Origin of the sequence: Nitrospirillum guaranorum, assembly GCF_034653275.1 — a bacterium.
GTDB lineage: Bacteria > Pseudomonadota > Alphaproteobacteria > Azospirillales > Azospirillaceae > Nitrospirillum.
On sequence record NZ_JAYEES010000001.1, the window covers coordinates 789107 to 806598 of the forward strand.

General features: G+C 65.1%; 17 protein-coding genes. 5 read left to right on the top strand and 12 right to left on the bottom strand.

Annotated features, from left to right (window positions below; translation table 11 throughout):
- The first annotated feature begins 10 nt into the window (after positions 1–10).
- Positions 11–1036: an adenosine deaminase gene (locus UAJ10_RS03160; RefSeq protein ID WP_322913917.1), complete on the top strand. Its 1026-nt coding sequence runs from the start codon at positions 11–13 to the stop codon at positions 1034–1036.
- 25 nt (positions 1037–1061) lie between these two features.
- Here the strand turns inward: UAJ10_RS03160 and mgtA are convergent, their stop codons facing one another.
- From mgtA to UAJ10_RS03180, 5 genes are all read right to left on the bottom strand, one after another.
- A complete protein-coding gene (gene mgtA, locus UAJ10_RS03165) occupies positions 1062–3629 on the bottom strand; it encodes a magnesium-translocating P-type ATPase (RefSeq protein WP_322913918.1) in 2568 nt (855 codons plus the stop codon).
- Positions 3630–3799: 170 nt separating this feature from the next.
- Positions 3800–3916, bottom strand: a complete 117-nt coding sequence (locus tag UAJ10_RS29810) for a BON domain-containing protein (protein WP_416235336.1) — start codon at positions 3914–3916, stop codon at positions 3800–3802.
- Positions 3873–4148, bottom strand: a complete 276-nt coding sequence (locus UAJ10_RS03170; RefSeq protein ID WP_322913919.1) for a BON domain-containing protein — start codon at positions 4146–4148, stop codon at positions 3873–3875. The genes UAJ10_RS29810 and UAJ10_RS03170 overlap by 44 nt, the downstream gene beginning before the upstream one ends.
- The gene (locus tag UAJ10_RS03175; protein WP_322913920.1) at positions 4145–4438 is read right to left on the bottom strand and encodes a hypothetical protein; all 294 of its coding nucleotides are present in this window, start codon (positions 4436–4438) and stop codon (positions 4145–4147) included. Before UAJ10_RS03175 ends, UAJ10_RS03170 begins: the two co-directional genes overlap by 4 nt.
- Positions 4439–4704: 266 nt before the next feature.
- Positions 4705–5661 carry a GlxA family transcriptional regulator gene (locus UAJ10_RS03180; protein ID WP_322913921.1) on the bottom strand — a complete coding sequence of 319 codons (957 nt, stop codon included), beginning with the start codon at positions 5659–5661 and terminating at the stop codon, positions 4705–4707.
- 280 nt (positions 5662–5941) lie between these two features.
- Here UAJ10_RS03180 and UAJ10_RS03185 point away from each other — a divergent pair, with 280 nt between their 5' ends.
- Positions 5942–6580, top strand: a complete 639-nt coding sequence (locus UAJ10_RS03185; protein ID WP_322913922.1) for a response regulator transcription factor — start codon at positions 5942–5944, stop codon at positions 6578–6580.
- A gap of 24 nt (positions 6581–6604) precedes the next feature.
- Here the strand turns inward: UAJ10_RS03185 and UAJ10_RS03190 are convergent, their stop codons facing one another.
- On the bottom strand, positions 6605–7882 hold the full coding sequence (locus UAJ10_RS03190; RefSeq protein WP_322913923.1) for a sensor histidine kinase: 1278 nt from the start codon (positions 7880–7882) through the stop codon (positions 6605–6607).
- Positions 7883–8148: 266 nt separating this feature from the next.
- Between UAJ10_RS03190 and UAJ10_RS03195 the strand changes: the two genes are divergently transcribed.
- Positions 8149–8799: an AraC family transcriptional regulator gene (locus UAJ10_RS03195; RefSeq protein ID WP_322913924.1), complete on the top strand. Its 651-nt coding sequence runs from the start codon at positions 8149–8151 to the stop codon at positions 8797–8799.
- 171 nt (positions 8800–8970) lie between these two features.
- The gene (locus UAJ10_RS03200) at positions 8971–9342 is read left to right on the top strand and encodes a response regulator transcription factor (protein WP_322913925.1); all 372 of its coding nucleotides are present in this window, start codon (positions 8971–8973) and stop codon (positions 9340–9342) included.
- A 10-nt stretch (positions 9343–9352) separates the two neighbouring features.
- On the opposite strand, the gene UAJ10_RS03205 is transcribed toward UAJ10_RS03200, so the two are convergent.
- The 3 genes from UAJ10_RS03205 to UAJ10_RS03215 are packed head-to-tail and all read right to left on the bottom strand — an operon-like array spanning position 9353 to position 12524.
- The gene (locus tag UAJ10_RS03205; protein WP_322913926.1) at positions 9353–11140 is read right to left on the bottom strand and encodes a PAS domain-containing sensor histidine kinase; all 1788 of its coding nucleotides are present in this window, start codon (positions 11138–11140) and stop codon (positions 9353–9355) included.
- Positions 11141–11180: 40 nt separating this feature from the next.
- Positions 11181–11492, bottom strand: a complete 312-nt coding sequence (locus tag UAJ10_RS03210) for a putative quinol monooxygenase (RefSeq protein ID WP_322913927.1) — start codon at positions 11490–11492, stop codon at positions 11181–11183.
- Between the two features lie 12 nt (positions 11493–11504).
- Complete coding sequence (locus UAJ10_RS03215; protein WP_322913928.1) at positions 11505–12524, bottom strand: zinc-binding alcohol dehydrogenase family protein; 1020 nt, start codon at positions 12522–12524, stop codon at positions 11505–11507.
- A 614-nt stretch (positions 12525–13138) separates the two neighbouring features.
- Between UAJ10_RS03215 and UAJ10_RS03220 the strand changes: the two genes are divergently transcribed.
- Positions 13139–13768 (top strand): response regulator transcription factor, encoded by a 630-nt coding sequence (locus UAJ10_RS03220; RefSeq protein WP_322913929.1) that lies wholly within the window; start codon positions 13139–13141, stop codon positions 13766–13768.
- 64 nt (positions 13769–13832) lie between these two features.
- On the opposite strand, the gene UAJ10_RS03225 is transcribed toward UAJ10_RS03220, so the two are convergent.
- From UAJ10_RS03225 to UAJ10_RS03235, 3 genes are all read right to left on the bottom strand, one after another.
- A complete protein-coding gene (locus tag UAJ10_RS03225; protein WP_322913930.1) occupies positions 13833–15503 on the bottom strand; it encodes an ATP-binding protein in 1671 nt (556 codons plus the stop codon).
- Between the two features lie 213 nt (positions 15504–15716).
- Complete coding sequence (locus tag UAJ10_RS03230; RefSeq protein ID WP_322913931.1) at positions 15717–16439, bottom strand: hypothetical protein; 723 nt, start codon at positions 16437–16439, stop codon at positions 15717–15719.
- Positions 16440–16469: 30 nt separating this feature from the next.
- Positions 16470–17300, bottom strand: coding sequence for an alpha/beta fold hydrolase (locus UAJ10_RS03235; protein WP_322913932.1), 831 nt, complete (start codon positions 17298–17300; stop codon positions 16470–16472).
- Positions 17301–17492: the final 192 nt, after the last annotated feature.

Consider the following 17492-nt stretch of genomic DNA (forward strand, 5'->3'; position numbering starts at 1 on the left):
AGGAGCGACCATGACCGATACCCTTGCCCCGCCCTTGGCCGACTTCATCCGGTCCTTACCCAAGGCCGAGTTGCACCTGCACATCGAAGGCAGCCTGGAACCGGAGCAGATGTTCGATTTCGCCCGCCGCAACCGGGTGGCGCTGCCCTTCCGCACGGTGGAGGAGGTGCGGGCGGCCTACGCCTTCACGAACCTTCAGGACTTCTTGGACATCTATTACCAGGGTGCCCAGGTCCTGCGCACGGAGGAGGATTTCCATGACCTGGCGCTGGCCTATTTCCGCCGGCTGGCGGCCGACGGCGGGGTGCACGCCGAGATCTTCTTCGATCCCCAGACCCATACCGACCGGGGCATCCCCTTCCAGGTGGCGGCCGATGGCCTGCTGGCCGGCATGGCGGCGGCGGAGAGGGAGCTGGGCGTCACCTCCAAGCTTATCCTTTGCTACCTGCGCCACCTGGATGAGGAATCGGCCTTCGCCACCCTGAAGGCGGCGGAACCCTATCTGGACCGCATCGCCGGCGTCGGCCTGGATTCATCCGAGGTCGGCAACCCCCCGTCGAAGTTCGCCCGGGTGTTCCAGGCGTCGCGCGAGCGGGGGCTGAAGCTGGTGGCCCATGCGGGTGAGGAGGGGCCGCCCGACTATATCTGGCAGGCGCTGGACATCCTGGGCGTGGACCGCCTGGACCATGGCAACCGCGCGCTGGAGGATGCGGCCCTGACCCGGCGGCTGGTGGACCAGGGCACGACGCTGACGGTGTGCCCGCTGTCCAACCTCAAGCTTTGCGTCGTGCCCAGCCTGGAGGCGCATCCCCTGCGGCGCATGGTGGACCTGGGGCTGACGGCCACGGTCAACGCCGACGATCCGGCCTATTTCGGCGGCTACCTGCTGGACAACTACGTTCGCGTCGCGGCCGCGCTGGAACTTGACCGGGCGTATCTGGTGCGGCTGGCCCGCAACAGCATCACCGGCTCTTTCCTGGACGCTGCGGCCCAGGCGCCGCACCTGGCCCGGCTCGATGAAGCACTTCCACATTGAAAGCGACGTCGACACATTACCTGGCTCAGGAAAACTTTTTGAAGAACAGGCGCTTAACGCCCTCGGTCAAAGTGAGGTAGACCGCGACCGCGCCGACCAGGAACAGGTAGAAGACCGGCGGCGGAGGGACCAGTCCGAACAGCCCTCCCAGCGGGGTCAGCGGCAGCAGGGCGGCCAACGCCGCCGTGGACACGGCCAGCCCGGCCAACAAGGGGTGGGGCCGGCCGCGCCAGGGTGCACGGGGCGTGCGGATGACGAAGATCACCAGCACCTGTGTCGCCAGGCTTTCAATGAACCAGCCGGTCTGGAACAGGGCTTCCGGCGCGTGCAGCAGGTGCAGCAGCACGTAGAAGGTCAAGAAGTCGAACAGCGAGCTGACCGGGCCCAGCACCAGCATGAAACGCAGGATCAAGGGCAGGTTCCAACGCACCGGCCGCGCCAGCGCCTCTTCCTCCACCCGGTCAAAGGGGATGCCCGCCTCCGACGCGTCATAGAGCAGGTTGTTCAGCAGGACCTGCACCGGCAGCATGGGCAGGAAAGGCAGGAACAAGGCCGCGCCGGCCATGCTGAACATGTTGCCGAAATTGGAACTGCTGCCCATCAGGACGTACTTGGTCACGTTCAGGACCGTGCGCCGCCCCTCCAGCACGGCCTCGTGCACCACCGACAGATCCTGGTCCAGCAGGATGAGGCTGGCGGCCTCCTTGGCCACGTCGGCGGCGCTGTCCACGGAAATGCCGACGTCGGCGGCGTGCAGGGCGGCGGCATCGTTGACCCCATCGCCCATGAAACCCACGACGTGGCCCGCCCGGCGGCAGGCCATCAACACCCGCTCCTTCTGCTGCGGCGTCACCCGGCAGAAGACGTTCACCTCCTTGAGCCGGGCGTGCAACGCCTCGCTGGTCATGGCCTGCAGCTCATCGCCCGTCAGCAGCCCGGTGATGGGCAGGGTCAGCTGCGCGCAGAGATGCCGGCTGACCGCCTCGGTGTCGCCGGTCAGTATCTTGATGTCCACGCCGGCCTGGGCCAGCGCGGTGACCGCGGCCGTGGCGCTGGCCTTGGGGGGATCCAGGAAGGCAAGATGGCCTTCGAAAACCAGGTCGCATTCGTCGGCACGGTCGATATGCTCGCGATCCGGTGGCAGGGCCTTCGTGGCCACGGCCAAGACGCGGTGGCCCTCGCGGCCCAGCGACTGGAACTGGGCATCCAGCCGTGCCCGGGCATCCTCATCCAAGGAATGAAGCATTCCCCCCGGCCCCCGCCACTGGCCGGACAGCCGCAGCATGTCCTCCGGCGCGCCTTTGACCACCAGCAGCTTGGTCCCGCCATGGTCCGCCAGGACCGACACGCGCCGGCGCTCGAAATCGAAGGGCACCTCGTCGCACTTCCGCCAGCTGGCCATGTCGATCTGGCCGCGGGCCAGGATGGCGTCGTCCATGGGGCTGTGCAACCCGGTCTCAAATCGGCTGTTGATGTAGGCCAGCTCGAAAAGGTGGGGGGCGTCCTTGCCGTCGCAATCCAATGTCCGCACCAGGTGGATGGCGGCCTGGGTCAGCGTTCCCGTCTTGTCGGTGCACAGCACGTCCATGGCGCCGACGTTATGCATGGAGGCGAGCCGCTTCACGATCACCCGGCGCTCGGCCAGGCGCAAGGCGCCACGCGCCAGGGTCACGGTGACGATCATGGGCAGCAACTCGGGCGTCAGCCCCACCGCCAGGGCCAGCGCGAACATCAGGGAGTCCAGCCAGGGGCGGTGGAACAGGGTGTTGACCGACAGCACGAACAGGACCAGGAAAAAGGTCAGCCGCAGGATGAGGAAGCCGAAGCGGCGGACCCCGGTTTCGAAGGCCGTCGGCGGTGCCATGGATTGCAGGCCCCGGCTCATCTGTCCGAACAGGGTGGCGCCGCCTGTTAGGCAGACGACGGCCCTGGCGCTGCCGGCCAGGACTGAGGTGCCCATGAACAGGCAGGCGGTCGCCTCCCCAGGCGTGCCAGCGGGCAAGGGGCCCGCTTCCGCCCGCTTCTCCACCGGATAGGGTTCGCCTGTCAGGATGGCCTGGTTCACGAACAGGTCGCGCGCCTCCAACACGCGGCAGTCGGCGGGGACCAGGTCACCGGCCGCCAGCCGCACCACGTCCCCCGGCACCAGTTGTTCCAGCGGCACGGTCGTCTCATCGCCGTCGCGCCACACCTGGACCCGCACGGCGACGGTGCGGCGCAGGGCCTCCACCGCCGCTTCGGCCTGCCGCTCCTGGATGAAGTCCAGCACGACGCTCAGCAGGACGACCACGGCGACGATGACGAAACTGGACGTGTTGCCGGTGGCGGCCGACAGCGCGCTGGCGAACAGCAGGATCAGGACCAGCGGATTGGCGAAACGGGCCAGGAAGTCCAGCCAGGCGGGTCGCCGGCGGTGGCCCAACACCTGGTTGGGGCCCCACTGCCGCTGTCGCCGCTGCGCCTCCGCGCTGGTGAGGCCGGCGGCATCGGCCGGCAGCGCCGCCAACAGGTCGGCCAGCGGCAGGGTCCAGGTGGCGGGTGGGGATGTGTTCTGCATGGGCTCCCGGTGGCGCCCGTGTGCCATCATGGTCATCTCTCTGTATCCACCCTGGAAATGGGGCGCGGGCTCAGTGGGCCAGCAGCGCTGGAACCGGCGTCCGGGTCAGGATGTCCCGCGTCCCGCCACCCAGCGCCCATTCCCGCAACTGCTTGCCTTTCATGCCGCTCCTCCATCGCCGGTGACGCGATCCCCGGCAGGGCCGCTTACGGTTCGACCTGGATCAGGTTGTTGACCTCGGTGACACCGGGGGGGGCCCAGGCCGCGCGTTCCGCGATGTCATGTTCCTGCCAACCGCGGACGCGGCCCCTCGGGGCCACCACCGGGCCGTCCGCGATGATGCTGAGATGGTCCGCCGCCAGGTTGGCGTTGCGGCGGAAGGCGGACCTCGATTTCATTGGCGACGGCGGCCCGCTTTTCCGCCCAGGTGCGGACGTGACCGGTCAGGGTCACCACGACGCCTTCCGCTGTCACCCCGATATGACTGGCGTCCAGATGCGGATCCCATGCCAGCTCAGCCATCACATCCAGTTGCAAGGTCTTGTCGTCGCTCATCTTTGTCTCCTGCGCGCGAGGCTGAAGCCGCCGCATTCCAGGGGCATGTCGGCGGCGTCGCGCCATTCTAGAAGGTGCAGGTCCGTCGACGGCGTCAAATCCGCCACCATGTCGTACAGCAGGCGGGGATTCACCCCCGACAACGGCGCGATGAGCAGCGCCCGTGGCCGATCCGCGGGGACGGGGATGCCGGTGGGATGGAAGCGGATCACGCGTTCAAACGCGCCATCCTTTATAATTTCCTCGGCAAGGCCGGTGGGGGCGGTCGGCTGACGGGATGGTTCCGGCATGCTCTCCTCCGATGGGTGCGAGGGGCAGGCAACACGGATGTCAATGGCATCGATCGATCAGGCCCGTCACGGGCGGCGGTCCCTATCGCGAGCCATCTTGGCGCAAGTGTCGCCCGGCCGCCTTGACCTGGCGCAAGGGAAGGGCATTGATTGATTCATTTATATTCGATACCCCCAAAGGATATGCAAGGGTAGACCCAGAAAACAAAATACATATGGGGATTAAAATAAAATTGATATTCAACATCAATCAGGGCTGAGCAATATCAGGCGCTGGCCAACCTCATGGCGCGCCGCGCGGCCTGAGGGGGATGGCCGAAACCACGCTGGAAGGCGCGGCGCATTCTTTCCCGATCTGAGAAGCCCGTCTCAAAGGCGATTTGGTCGAGCGATTGGTGGCCACTATCAAGCAAGGCGCGGGCCGCTTCCAGCCGCAGGCCCTCCACGGCCTTGGCGGGGGAATGGCCGGTTTCCCGGCGGAACAGACGGCTGAACTGGCGTGGGCTCAGCCGGGCGATGCCGGCCAGCTCGTCCACCGACAGCTCCCGCTGCAAGTTCTCCCGGGCATACGACAGGACCCGCTTCACGCGATCGGTCGTGGACGGCAGGGCCAGCAGGGTGGACAGCTGGGGTTGGTTGCCTGGCCGCCGATGGTACATGACCAACTGCCGCGCCACCGCGTGCGACATCTCCGGGCCCAGATCCTCGTCGATCAGCGCCAAGGCCAGATCCAGGGAGGCGCTCATGCCCGCTGAGGTCCAGATGTTCTGGTCGGAGACGAAGATGCGGTCCGCTTGCACCTTGATCTTGGGATAATGACGCTGCAGGTCCGCGACCCGGGCCCAATGCGTGGTGGCCCGCCGGCCATCCAGCACGCCCGCGTCCGCCAGGAGGAAGGCGCCAGTGCAGGGGGCCGCCAGCCGTCTGGAGCCCTGGACGGCACGCTGCAGGAAGGTTCTCATGCCGCGAGAGCACGCAGGCGCGGCGGCGGCCGACGGGGACTGGGCCCCAATGAAAAAGGTGGTGTCGAAGGCGTGTTCGCCGATGGCGGCCGTCCGGACCCCCAACCCCATGGAACTGGGGATCTCGCCCCCACCCTCCGACAGGAAGGATAAGGCGTACATGGGCTTGGGGGCCACCGCGTTCGCTTGTTCGAAGGCGGCGGCGACCGCCAGATTCATCATTTGAAAGCCGGGTGCGAGAACGAGGCCGATCCCGTGCATGGACCTTCTCCTTCGCGGCGACGCCCGCCAGTCGGGGCGGGCATGCGCGTACGATTGTCAGGGGGCCGCCAGGGGCGGTCCTGGGCATAAGGTGGCCTCTGCGGACCGGGCCTTGAATCCTACCTCCATTTTAAGGCCCCTATACCACGGTATGACGGCGATCCCTTTGTTCTCTAAGGCATCTTGGGGATCCTACCGACCATTTGGTTAACGCCTGGCCTCCATCGCGGCCGTCGCGGGTCACCGGCGTTCTCGGTTGGGAAGTTGGAGGTATTGATCAATGTCACGTCCGGTGCCAGACGACCCTTTGCATCTCAAGCCGCTGGTCATCGTGATCGATGATGATGAGCATTTGCGCAGCGCGCTGGCCGATCTGTTCCTGTCGGTCGGCCTTGAGATCGCCACCTATGGTTCCGCCGGCGCCTTCCTATCGTCCGGCATGCCCGAACGGCCCAGTTGCCTGGTGCTGGACGTGCGCATGCCCGAGGAAAGCGGCTTGGAACTTCAGGCTCGCCTGAGGTCTGAAAACCAGCATCTGCCCATCATTTTCATCACCGCCCATGCCGACGTGCCGATGTCGGTGCGGGCGATGCGGCAGGGGGCGGTCAACTTCCTATCCAAACCCTTCCGCGACCAGGATTTGCTGGATGCGGTGTGGGAAGCCTTGCGCGGCGATCGGGACCGTTGGCTGCGCGAACAGCGCCAGCGGGAGCTGCGGCACCTGGCCAGCGATCTTACGCCCCGCGAGGTCGAAATCCTCAGGGCCGTCAATCGCGGGCTGCTGAACAAGCAGATCGCCTATGAACTGGGGATCGCCGAGATCACGGTGAAGATGCACCGGAGCAGCGCCTTTCGCAAATTGGGCGCGACGACGTCGTCCGACTTCATTCAGAAGGTGAAGATGCTTGAGCTGAATTGAATAGCTGCCACGTTCCATGGCCGGCTAGCGGAACATGGCTTGGTCATAGGGCAGGGTGAAGTGGAACGCCGTGCCCAGGCTGACCACGCTCACGACGCCAAGGTCGCCACCGTGGCTCTCAATGATGGATTTGCAAATGACCAGGCCGAGCCCCATGCCATCCTCTTTCGTGGAGAAGAAGGGCTCGAATATCCGGCTGACGATCTCCGGGCTGATGCCCGGGCCGTTGTCGCGGACCTGGACCTCGATGCCGCCCTCCCGCAGCTTGTTGGAAAGTGTGACGGTAAGGATGCGGTCCTGGGTATTGGCCAGTGCCATGGCCTGCATGGCATTGAGGGCCAAGTTGATGATGACTTGCTTGATCTCCACCTCATCCACCCGGACCGTGGGCAGGTCCGGTTCTATATGGGACCGTATCGTCACGTCGAAGCGGTAAGCCTCGCTCCCGATCAACTCCAGCGCATCCCGGACCAGCGCTTCGGCGCTGACGGCGTTGCGCTTCGGTTCCTTGCGCAGAAAGGCTTTTATGCGGCCGACCACGTCGTTGGCGCGCTGGGCGTTCAGTCGGATCTGGTGCAGGGCGTTCAGGGCCCGGTCCACGCTGGGCGTTTCCCGCAGCAACCATTGCTGGGCGGCGGTGGCGGAGGCGGCCATCGCCGCCAAGGGCTGGGCCACATCATGCGCGATCGACGCGCTCAGTTCCCCCACGGTGGAAATACGCGCCGCGTGCGCCAGGTCACCCCGTGCGCTCAACAAGACTTCCTGGGCCCGTTTCTGCTCACTGACGTCGAAGGCATAGAACAGGATGCGGCTGGCGTTGCCGGACGGGGGCACGGTTGCGCGCCAGATGATGGGAACGCTTCTTCCGTCCAAGGTCCGCAGCATGCGTTCCCCTTGGGCGGTCAGCTTCCCCTCGAGCAGAATCTGGTAGACGCGGGCGTTGCTGTCCAGGTCGGCCGGCAGCAATTGGGACGCGATGCCCAGGAACTGGGGCCTGTCCTGTGCGCCGAACAGCCGCAGCGCGGCGTCGTTCGCATCGACGAAGCGATGGCTTTTCCGATATTCCAGGACCAGTTCCGGGTGGGCGGCCAGATGCGCCCCGATGTCGGCGACGCCCTGCGCCTTCAAGGCTGCCAGGGCGGGACGCACCCGCGACCAATCCTCGATCAGCATGGGGATCGGTGCCGCATCGAAGTACAGCGTCTTGAGGGCCAAATTGTGCCGGTGATAGCCGAGCACCAATCCGGCGAGCAGGCAGAGCAGTATGCCAACCGAAAGAAAGACGAAGAACTCTTCCATCATCGTGTGGGCGACCGGAAACCAGGAATGACATGCCAGGCCCCTTCCAGTCGCGGCCAGAATGGCCGCAAGCCAGGCGGTGGTGCGGCCAATTTATCGGTTCCGTCCACGGTTGGGTGTTAAACCTGGGGAGGGGATGGCGTCTTCCACCCCTAAACCACGGTATAGGGTGTGACCTACCTGGTATGGGTTGGCATGAGCATGGGTACTATTCCATAAAACTGCCGGGGATTACACGATGCTCCCGCCTTCTGCGACGGGAGTTGACGATGCTGCAGTCTTCGCAAGATGTCGATTTAACATGCGTGCGAGAATCTGATATTTCTTTTCGGGGGATTGAAGGTCATCGAGTGGCGAGACTTGCCTCCTTGGCGATCAATGCCAGGGAAGCGCTTAATTCCGATTTGTCCGCGGTCAGGGAATATCTCGAGGAAATGGCCATGGTCCTCGGCATCAATAGAAATGCAAGTGACGATGTTGAATTGATGCCGGTGGCGTTGGACGTGAAGGATCCGCCCCTGAAGGGGGGATTGACGCCAAAGCAGATCCGTCAAGTTGTCGAATACATAGAAAAGAGTCTGGCGACGACGATCATGATCAAGGAACTATCGCGCGTATGCCGTCTCAGCACCTCGTATTTCGCGCGGGCCTTCAAGGTGACGATGGGGGATGCCCCCCGTGACTTCATCACGAAGCGGCGCATTCGGCGGGCGCAAGTCCTCATGTTGACCACGAATGACACCTTAAGCGCCATCGCGTGCGCATGCGGATTCAGTGACCAGTCCCATTTCTCACGCCTCTTTCGTAAAATGGTGGGCGAGACGCCCTTGCGTTGGCGGCGGACTTGGAAGCGGGAGGAAGACGTGCGGCCGCCGCTGAACGGCCTTCCCGAGGAAAGCATCACGATGAAAGCCGCTTAGCGGAAATGGGGGAGGAAACGCCTTGGTCTTCTGGGGCTGGCCGGCGTTATGGCCGCCAGGGGCCGATGTCGTTTGATTGGTGCGGGTCAGGCCGCCGAATGGGACAATGGCGGTAGGGGATTGGTGGCCTTTGTGGCTGGGCCGGGACCAGGATTTGCAAGGGCGACCTTAATGACGTCTGAGAAAACCGTGGCTGTGATTGATGACGATGCGCTGGTGCGGGCCAGCCTGGAGGATTTACTGCAGTCCTTCGGTTATGCCACGGCCCCGTTCGCGACGGCGGAGGAATTCCTGGCCTCGGATTTAGGGCAAGTGGCCTGCGTGATTTCCGACATCCAAATGCCGGGCCTCTCCGGTCTGGAAATCCAGCCCCTGCTGCGCCAACGCCGGAACGACTGCCCTGTCATCCTCCTGACCGCTTTCCCCAGTGAGCAGGTGCGCGCCAAGGCCCGCAAGCTAGGAGTTCACGATTTCTTTGAGAAACCCTGTAATTCCGAGGCGCTGATGACCAGCGTCGAACGGGCGCTGGCCTCCTGGCGCTGATATCGCGCCTTTACGCGATCGCGACGGATGGAACTGGGTGGGGGATGTCGACGGCCGGCACCGTGAAGGTGAACACGGCCCCACCGCCCAGGTTGTTGCCGGCCTTCAACGTGCCGCCCATGGCTTCGACGGCCGTGCGGCATATCTGCAGCCCAATACCCATGCCGCCCGGCTTGGTGGTGAAAAACGGCTGGAACAACTTGGCCATATCTTCCTCGGCGATGCCGGGCCCCGTGTCGGCGACCGCCACCCGGATCATGCCGTTCACGCCATGCCCGACGGCAACCGACAACTGGCGCTGGCTGGCCGGTACGGCGGCCATGGCGTCCAACCCGTTCATCAGCAGGTTCACCAGGACCTGACGCACCTCCACCCGGTCACCAATCACCTGGGGCAGGTCGTGGGGGCACGCCACCGTCATCGCTGACTGTCGCATGGTCAGGTCGCGTTCCAGCAGGTCCTTCGTTTCCGCGATCAACTGCCCAAGATCGAAGGCGGAGGCGGTGCGCGTCCCCTTGACCAACTGGTCACGGGTCCGCTGCACGATGTCAGCCAGACGTTTCCCGTTGACCTCCAGCCGCCGCAGCACCCGCCGCAGGCCGTCGGTATTGGGAGGATCGGCTTCCAACCAGCGCACGCCGGTGCCGGCGTCGGTCATGATGGCGGCGATGGGTTGGTTGAGCTCGTGCGCCAGGGATGTGGACAGCGCCCCCACCGTGGCGATGCGATTGGATCGCGCGAGTTCCGCCTGCGCCGCCGTGCGCAGCGCCTCGATGCGCTCCCGCTCCGTCAGGTCGATGTGGCTGGAGACCTGGCGGGTATCCGACACCAGCCTCACCGTGTACAGGACGGGGATGCGGCGGTCGTCCTTGCCAATCAGGACGGTTGTGCCTTCGATATTGGTCCAACCGTGGAACGCGGCCTCCAACTGGTCGGTCAGCACCTTCACCGCCGTTTCCGCGTTTTCCCGCGGGGGCTTGGCGGCCAGTTCCCCGCAGTTCTGATAACCGAGAAGCCGGGCCAAGGCCTCGTTCACCTCCACTGTCTTGATGGCGGTGACGCAGCGGTCCAGGAATTCCGGGTGGGCGGTCACATAGGCGCGAAAGTCCGTCACGCCGTCGCGTTTCAGTTCATCCAGCCAGATCTTGGCGTCGCCGATGTCCTGCTCGCAAAAGCTGACGTTGCTGACCTCGAACAGGCGCCGATACCGCGCCTCGCTCAGGGTCAGGTCGTGGGTGCGTTCCTCCACCCGCTGTTCCAGCGTGGCGTTCAGCCTCTGGACGGTGGCTAGGGCACCGACCTCGGCATCGATGTCGCTGATGCCGCCATACCACCGCAGAAGGTCGCCCGAAGTCGAAAACGCCGGGCGTCCCGTGGCGGACATCCAGCGATAGCCGCCATCGGCATGCCTCAAGCGGAAGGTGATCTGAAAGGGCCTCCGTGACGCCTTGGCCTTGGCCCATGACCGCCCCACGGCGTTGATGTCGTCCGGATGGACGAGGTGCTGGAATTCGACGGCGCCGGGGGCGACGAGGTCCACCCCTGTGAGCGTGGCGAACCGCTTGTTCACCAAGTCGGGGACGCCGTCGGGGCCAGCGCGCCAGATGATCTTGGGAACCGATAGGAGAAGATGCTCGAGCTCCTGCCGGCCGGCCGCCAACGCACGGGTGGCGACCCGCAATCGCCATTGGCTTATGAGCAGGGCCACGCTGACGGTGATGGTCACGGGAACCAGGACCGTCAGCACCCGAACACCGCCGCGTGGTATGTCGGTGTCATCGGCGTCTCCAATGTCCATCCGCCGTGCCCTCGGCCAGCGACGCGAACGGGACGATCCATCAGGCGATGCGCCGCAGCGGTTCCACCCGCAGCGGCACGCTCAGCAGATCGTCGAACCGGGCCGCCAGGCTGGCGAGGTTGGCCCCTTTGACATGGGCGTCCAGGGCGGTCTGGTCCGCCCAGACCTCGTACATCACCACCGTCCCTGGGTCCTCACGGCTTGAATGGGCCAAATAGGCGATGCAACCAGGCTCGCGCCGCACGGCCGGCACGATGGCGGTGATGGCGTCGACCAGGGCTTGTTCCCTGCCGGGTTTGGCGGTGAGGTGGGCGACCAGCTGGATTTGTTCAGGCGGAAAGGTGGGGGACATCTTTCATTCTCCTCAAAAGCCGCTGAGCACGGTTTTGCCGATGGCGGCACCGCTTTCCACGGCGGCATGGGCCGCCTTCAGTGTGCGGGCGTCGATCGGCGTGATCTCCTTGGTCAGGGTTGTCTTCAGCACGCCCGCGTCGAGAAGATGCGCCACCTCTTGCAGCAGCTTGTGCTGCTCGATCATGTCATGGGTCCGGTACAGCGATCGGGTGAACATCAGTTCCCAGGCGACCGTGATCGACTTGCGCTTCAACGGCACGATGTCGAAGGAATTCGGGTCGTCGATGAGGGCCAGGTGACCCTGGGGCGCCATGATCTTGGGAAGAAGGGGCAGGTGCCTTTCCGTCGCGGTCAGGCCGGCGACGTATTCCACCTCTGGTATGCCGATGCGGATCAGTTCCTCATCCAGCGCCTTGTGGTGGTCGATGACGTGGTGCGCCCCCATGTCCTGAACCCAGGCGACCGTCTCTGGACGCGAGGCCGTGGCGACGACAGTCAGACTGGTCAGGCGGCGCGCCAGTTGTATGAGGATGGAACCGACACCGCCGGCGCCATTGATGACCAGAAGGGTGCCAAGGCCTTGCTTCTTGCCGTATGGCACGCGCAAGCGGTCGAACAACAGCTCCCAAGCCGTGATGGCGGTCAGCGGCAGGGCGGCGGCCTGGGCCCAGGACAGCGTCCGGGGCTTGAGGGCCACAACGCGTTCATCCACCGCGTGCAGTTCCGCGTTCGTGCCGGCGCGGCTGAGATCGCCGGCGTAGTAGACCTCGTCGCCGACCTTGAACATGGTCGTCTCGGCGCCCACGGCTTCGACAATACCAGCCGCGTCCCAACCCAGGACGCGGGCCTGGCCGGCCGGCGGCCGACCCATGCCCCCCATCCGGACCTTGGTGTCCACCGGATTGACGGACACCGCCTTCACACGCACCAGCAGGTCGCGGGGGCCTGGCGTCGGGGCCGGCAGGACCAGGTCGACCAGGGCATCGTCACGATCGACGGTTCCGGGAACGTAATAGCCGACGGCTTTCATGGGGTCGCATCCTCTTGGTGGGGTGGGTGACAGGCCTGGCTTAGGGGTGCCTCGCTGAGGGAACCGTTTTCCACGCATGCCATGCGCGATCGCCAGAGTGCCATTGTCCGGCCGGCTGTATCCCCTCATACCGCGGTATTAGGGGCAGGTGCTGGCTGTCGGATCGCAGCGCCGCTCGGCGGGCAAGACGCACCGCGATCCAATGGAAACACGGCTTCTTACGGCGCCGACCGGCGCCTATTTCGACGGGTTGTGGGGGCTATGGCCTGGCGATGGGGGCGAAGTCTCCACGACGCCCGTGTCGTGTCGGCCGGCGATGTCCGGTTCGTTCGGTGATGCCCCACGGCAAGTCATCCGCGCCAGGGACCGACCAATGTGAAGCAAGGTGGCCAGGTGATTTGCCAATTATCATGGATGGCTGAGAAATGGCGCAAGAATCCACGTGATTTTAATGGACAATATCGGCTGATTGAAAAATACTCGCCTAGATTGCATCATACCACGGTATGAGGTGGCTTTCGCAGATAGGCCTGTCGGCGTTACCAGTGGCTGTGTATCCTTCGGAACCAGATCGCTCCATTTCGTTTCAGGTTTTCACGCGACGCCGTCGACCCATGACCCAATCCGAGCCCGCTGAGAATAGCCCCATCGTTTATATCGTCGACGATGACGAGGACGTGCGCGGTGGCGTCACGGACCTGTTTTGCTCGGTGGGCCTTCCCGTCAAGAACTACGCATCCACCCAGGCTTTCCTGGCCGACATCCTGCCGGACCGGCCGAGCTGCTTGATCCTGGATGTCCGGCTGCCGGGTGAGAGCGGTCTGGAGTTCCAGGCCCGTCTGAACGCCGCCGGAACCCGCCTGCCCATCATTTTCATCTCGGGCCACGCGGATGTTCCCATGTCGGTGCAGGCCATGAAGTCCGGGGCGGTGGACTTCCTGCCTAAGCCCTTCCGTGAGCAGGAGTTACTGGATGCCGTGTCGGCCGCCCTGCGCGCCGATGCGAAGCGCCGTGTGGAAGAACGGGATATGGATGAGTTGCGGCTGCTGGCGTCGCAGCTCACCCCCCGCGAGGTCGAGGTTCTGAGGGCCGTCGACCGCGGCCTGCTGAACAAGCAGATCGCGCACGAGCTCGGCATAGCCGAAATTACGGTGAAGATACACCGCAGCAGCGCCTTTCGGAAATTAAAGGCCAAAAGCATCACCGATCTGGTCCAGAAGGTGCGCCGCTTAGATCTGCGCTGATCCAACTCGCCCGATAGGCGCGGTGTCCTGCGGTTGGGGCGTTACCGGGAGAAATGGGCGGTGATCAGGCGCGGAACGGGCGCCCCATGGAATCCGTCTTTCGCCAGGGAACGGAGCGGCCGGTTCGGTCACCGGGGGGCTTCCCTCCGCCCCCCGACCACCCCCTGCCGGAAGGGGGGAAGGCGGGCGGAGCACCCAAAGGGCCGTCCGGCGCCGATAGGTCGTCCCGTTTCAGCGCGGTCGCGGCCATGGCCAGCGTTCGCTCCGGCGTCTCGACCTGCAGCATGGCGTGTCGGCGCGCGACCGCCGGCATTTGACCGGACCCCAGCAATTTCTCGCGCGCGTAGAACCGCGTCGTTTCAAGAAATCGATAGCGTGTCCGGTGCGCGTCAATGTTGACGGCCACCATTGATCTTTCCACCAGCGAACTCAGCAAGACCATGAGGTCCGTCCAGGGCATGGATCCGTCATCCATGACCCAAAGCGCGGCATCCAACGTGAAGGGACCGCTGAAGATGGATAGGGCGCGGAACATGGCGGCCTCGGCCGGCGGCAGCAAAGCATAGCTCCAATCCAGGCTGGCCCGCAGGGTGCGTTGCCTGCCGGGTGCCGCGCGCCGCGCTCCCTCCATCGTCAAGGGCGCGCTGGCCAACAGCGTGGACAGTCCGGCCAGGCCTAGCGATCCGACCCGTCCGGCCACCAGCTCGATGGCCAGGGGCAGGCCATCCAAACGGCGGCAGAGATCGGCCACGATCCTGGTGGCGTGGTCGTCGGGATCGAAGTCCTGCAGTTGCCGCCTCGCCCGGCTGATGAACAAATCCACGGCCGGCAGCGCGCGCATCGCTGTCGCGTCGCGGCCGTCGCCAACCATGGGACCGTCGAGCGGCGCCAGCCAGTAGATGGCCTCCTCCATCCCGCGTAGCGGTTCACGGCTTGTCGCAAGCACACGCAGGTCTGGGCTCGCGGAAATTAGCCGCTCGACAAGGTGCGCCGCGTCCTCCGCCACGTGTTCGCAATTGTCCAGGATCAGCAGCATGTCCCGCCCGGACAGGGCCTCGGTCACCTGTGGCGCCGGATCCGTGGTCGTCGCGGTGATGTCGAGCGCGGACGCCACCGCATGCGCGACCCCGCCTGAGGTCGTGAGTGGCGAAAGATCGACGAAGACGGTCATGCAGGCCGTCTCCGCCGCCCACCGGTGGGCGGTGGCCATCGCGGTCGCCGTCTTGCCGACGCCCCCGGGGCCGACCACGGTCAGCAGCCTGGTGGTGTTGATCCGTGCCGTGATCGCGTCGATGTCATGGTCACGGCCGATAAGGGGCGCCGAGGGCCGGGGGAGCCTGTGGTTGGGATGGCTGTCGTTCGGATGGGCTTCGCGGGCTCGATCCTGACGCTGGACGGTGGCTGTGAAACAGTAGCCGCGCCCGGCAACGTTGGCGATGTATTCCCGCCCGGGTGAATGCTCCGCCAGGGCCCGCCTGAGCTGTCCGATCTGGAAACGAAGGTTGCTGTCCTCGACATGCGTTCCAGCCCAGACATGGGCTGTCAGGTCTCGGCGGCTGACCACCTCGCCGGCACGGGCCGCGAAACAGAGCAGAAGGTCCATCGTGCGGCTGCCCAGTCGCAGGGGTTTGCCGCCGGCCTCAAGCCGTCGTTCCGCGGGAACCAGGGTGAAAGGGCCGAACATCAGCGCGGCGGGCCCGTTCGCGCGCGGGTCCGTGGTCGGGAATGCCCTCACGGCCACCATCCCTTCACAACTATTCCAACAACGCCGGCCCGTGGGATGGGCGGGCGAAAACCTCGGCAATGATACCGACCGTCTCGCCCCGCACAATCGAGGCCCGGGACATTTATCCACCGTTTCCGGACATTCTACGCAACCAAGTCGTCGGGCTGGCGGCGTGGCGCGGCACGCCACCTCGCCCGGTGAAAAATGAACAGAGCCGCGTCGTCAGATGTGGAGCGCGAAGTTCGACAGGTCGATCGAGACGACCAGCGGCTCGCTCAGCGACGTGCCGTCCGGCAGCCGCGGGAAAATGCGGCGTTCCGTGGGGAACTTCAGGCCCTGGACATCGATGTAGCCGGAGACGTAGTGGGCGCCTGAGGTGCCGCCGGCGATCTCGACGTCATAATCGTGGCGTTTCAGCAGGCCGTCCTGATCGACGTACAGGGTCTGCACCGTGCTGTGGGTGGCGATGTCCTGGGGGAAGGTGACCCTCAGCCGCTGCCAGGTTTCCCCGTTCTCGCTCCAGTCCTCCAGCTGTTCGCACACCACGCCGGGCTTGGCCAACAGGAAGGGCATGTTGAGGTAGGTCCACATCGCGATGCCGGCGAAATAGGCCAACTGGGGCTCGGTCCACGGTGTCTCCAGGGTGTGGCCGGCGAACGAGGCGCGCGGGTCGGCGAGCGTGTCGATTGGCTGACCGGTGCCGTCCTGGATCTCAATCTTGCCCGGCTGGAACCGCGAAACCTTTCCGTCCGTGCCGAAGGGGTGGTGCGACGCCCATTCGTCACCCAGGCCGACGGTCACGTTGGTCTCATCCAGCGTGCCGGCGTGACCCTTGAGGGCCCACAGGGCGCCGCCCTGCTTCAGATGCGCGGTCAGGCTGGAAAAGCGCTGCCATGTCTCCAGGCCGCCGTGAGCGTCAATGATCTTCTGGGCAAGAGTATTCATGGTCCATATCCTTTGGTATTGGCGGTCTAATCAGGCGTCCAGGAACGTCTTCACGTGACTTACGAATGTTTCCGGATACTGGAAGAGCGCGCCGTGGCCGGAATCCGGGTAAATGATCAGGGTCGCGTCGGGCGTGTTCTTGAACATCTCGTACGCGTTGATCGACGGGAACATGGTGTCGTCACTGCCGTGGACGATCAGGGCGGGCTGGCGGATGGCTTGCAACGACGCGTGGCCGGGATCGGTTTCGGCGCACCAGCCGATGATGGCTTTCGCCTGGGGATTGCTGACGGCCTCGCCGCTATCCGGATCACGCTCCACGGTACGGGCGGCGGCGCGGTCGATGAACGCGCCGCCGGCGTCCTGGCTGGACTGGGACGGCGTGAAGAACAGGGGAAGCCTGACGTCCCGCGCGCCCTTGGCGAAGGCGTCCTCGACCACCTGCAGCAGATGCTCCTCGCCACCCTTGGCCGCGGAGCCGGCGATGATGATCTTGCGGATTTTGACCTTGGTTCGTGGCGCCAACACCTGGGCCAGGAAGCCGCCGAGGGAGAAGCCCAGGAGGTCGGCCTCGGCCAGGCCAAGCGCGGCGATGAAGGTTTCCGCGTCGATGGCCATCTGTTCCACCGTGTCCGGGACCGTGCCGGTCGACGTGCCGACGCCCGCGTTGTTGAAGACGATGACAGGCCGGTCCGTGGCCAAGGCGTTGACCACGAGCGGATCCCAGGCGTCCATCGTGCCGGTGAAGTGTTGAAGCAGAACGAGCGGAATGCCCGTCTTGGGGCCGAGCCGCCGGTAGGCGAAGCGGATGCCGGCTGCCTCGACGTGCAGCGTCGGCGCGGTTTCGAGGGTGATTGACATGTTCCTTCCTCCGAAGATGCTCACGAACCCTATGCCCGTTTGCCAAAAGCGCCGGACCAGGCATGTTGGTGTTCGCGCCGCCAAGCCGCGTGGCGCTGCCCGGCCGGCGGCTTATGGGGCGGTGCGGCATCGTCCGGCGGTGTGCCGCGGACCCGTCACCGTCGCCCGGCACCGACCGTGGTAGCGCCAGCC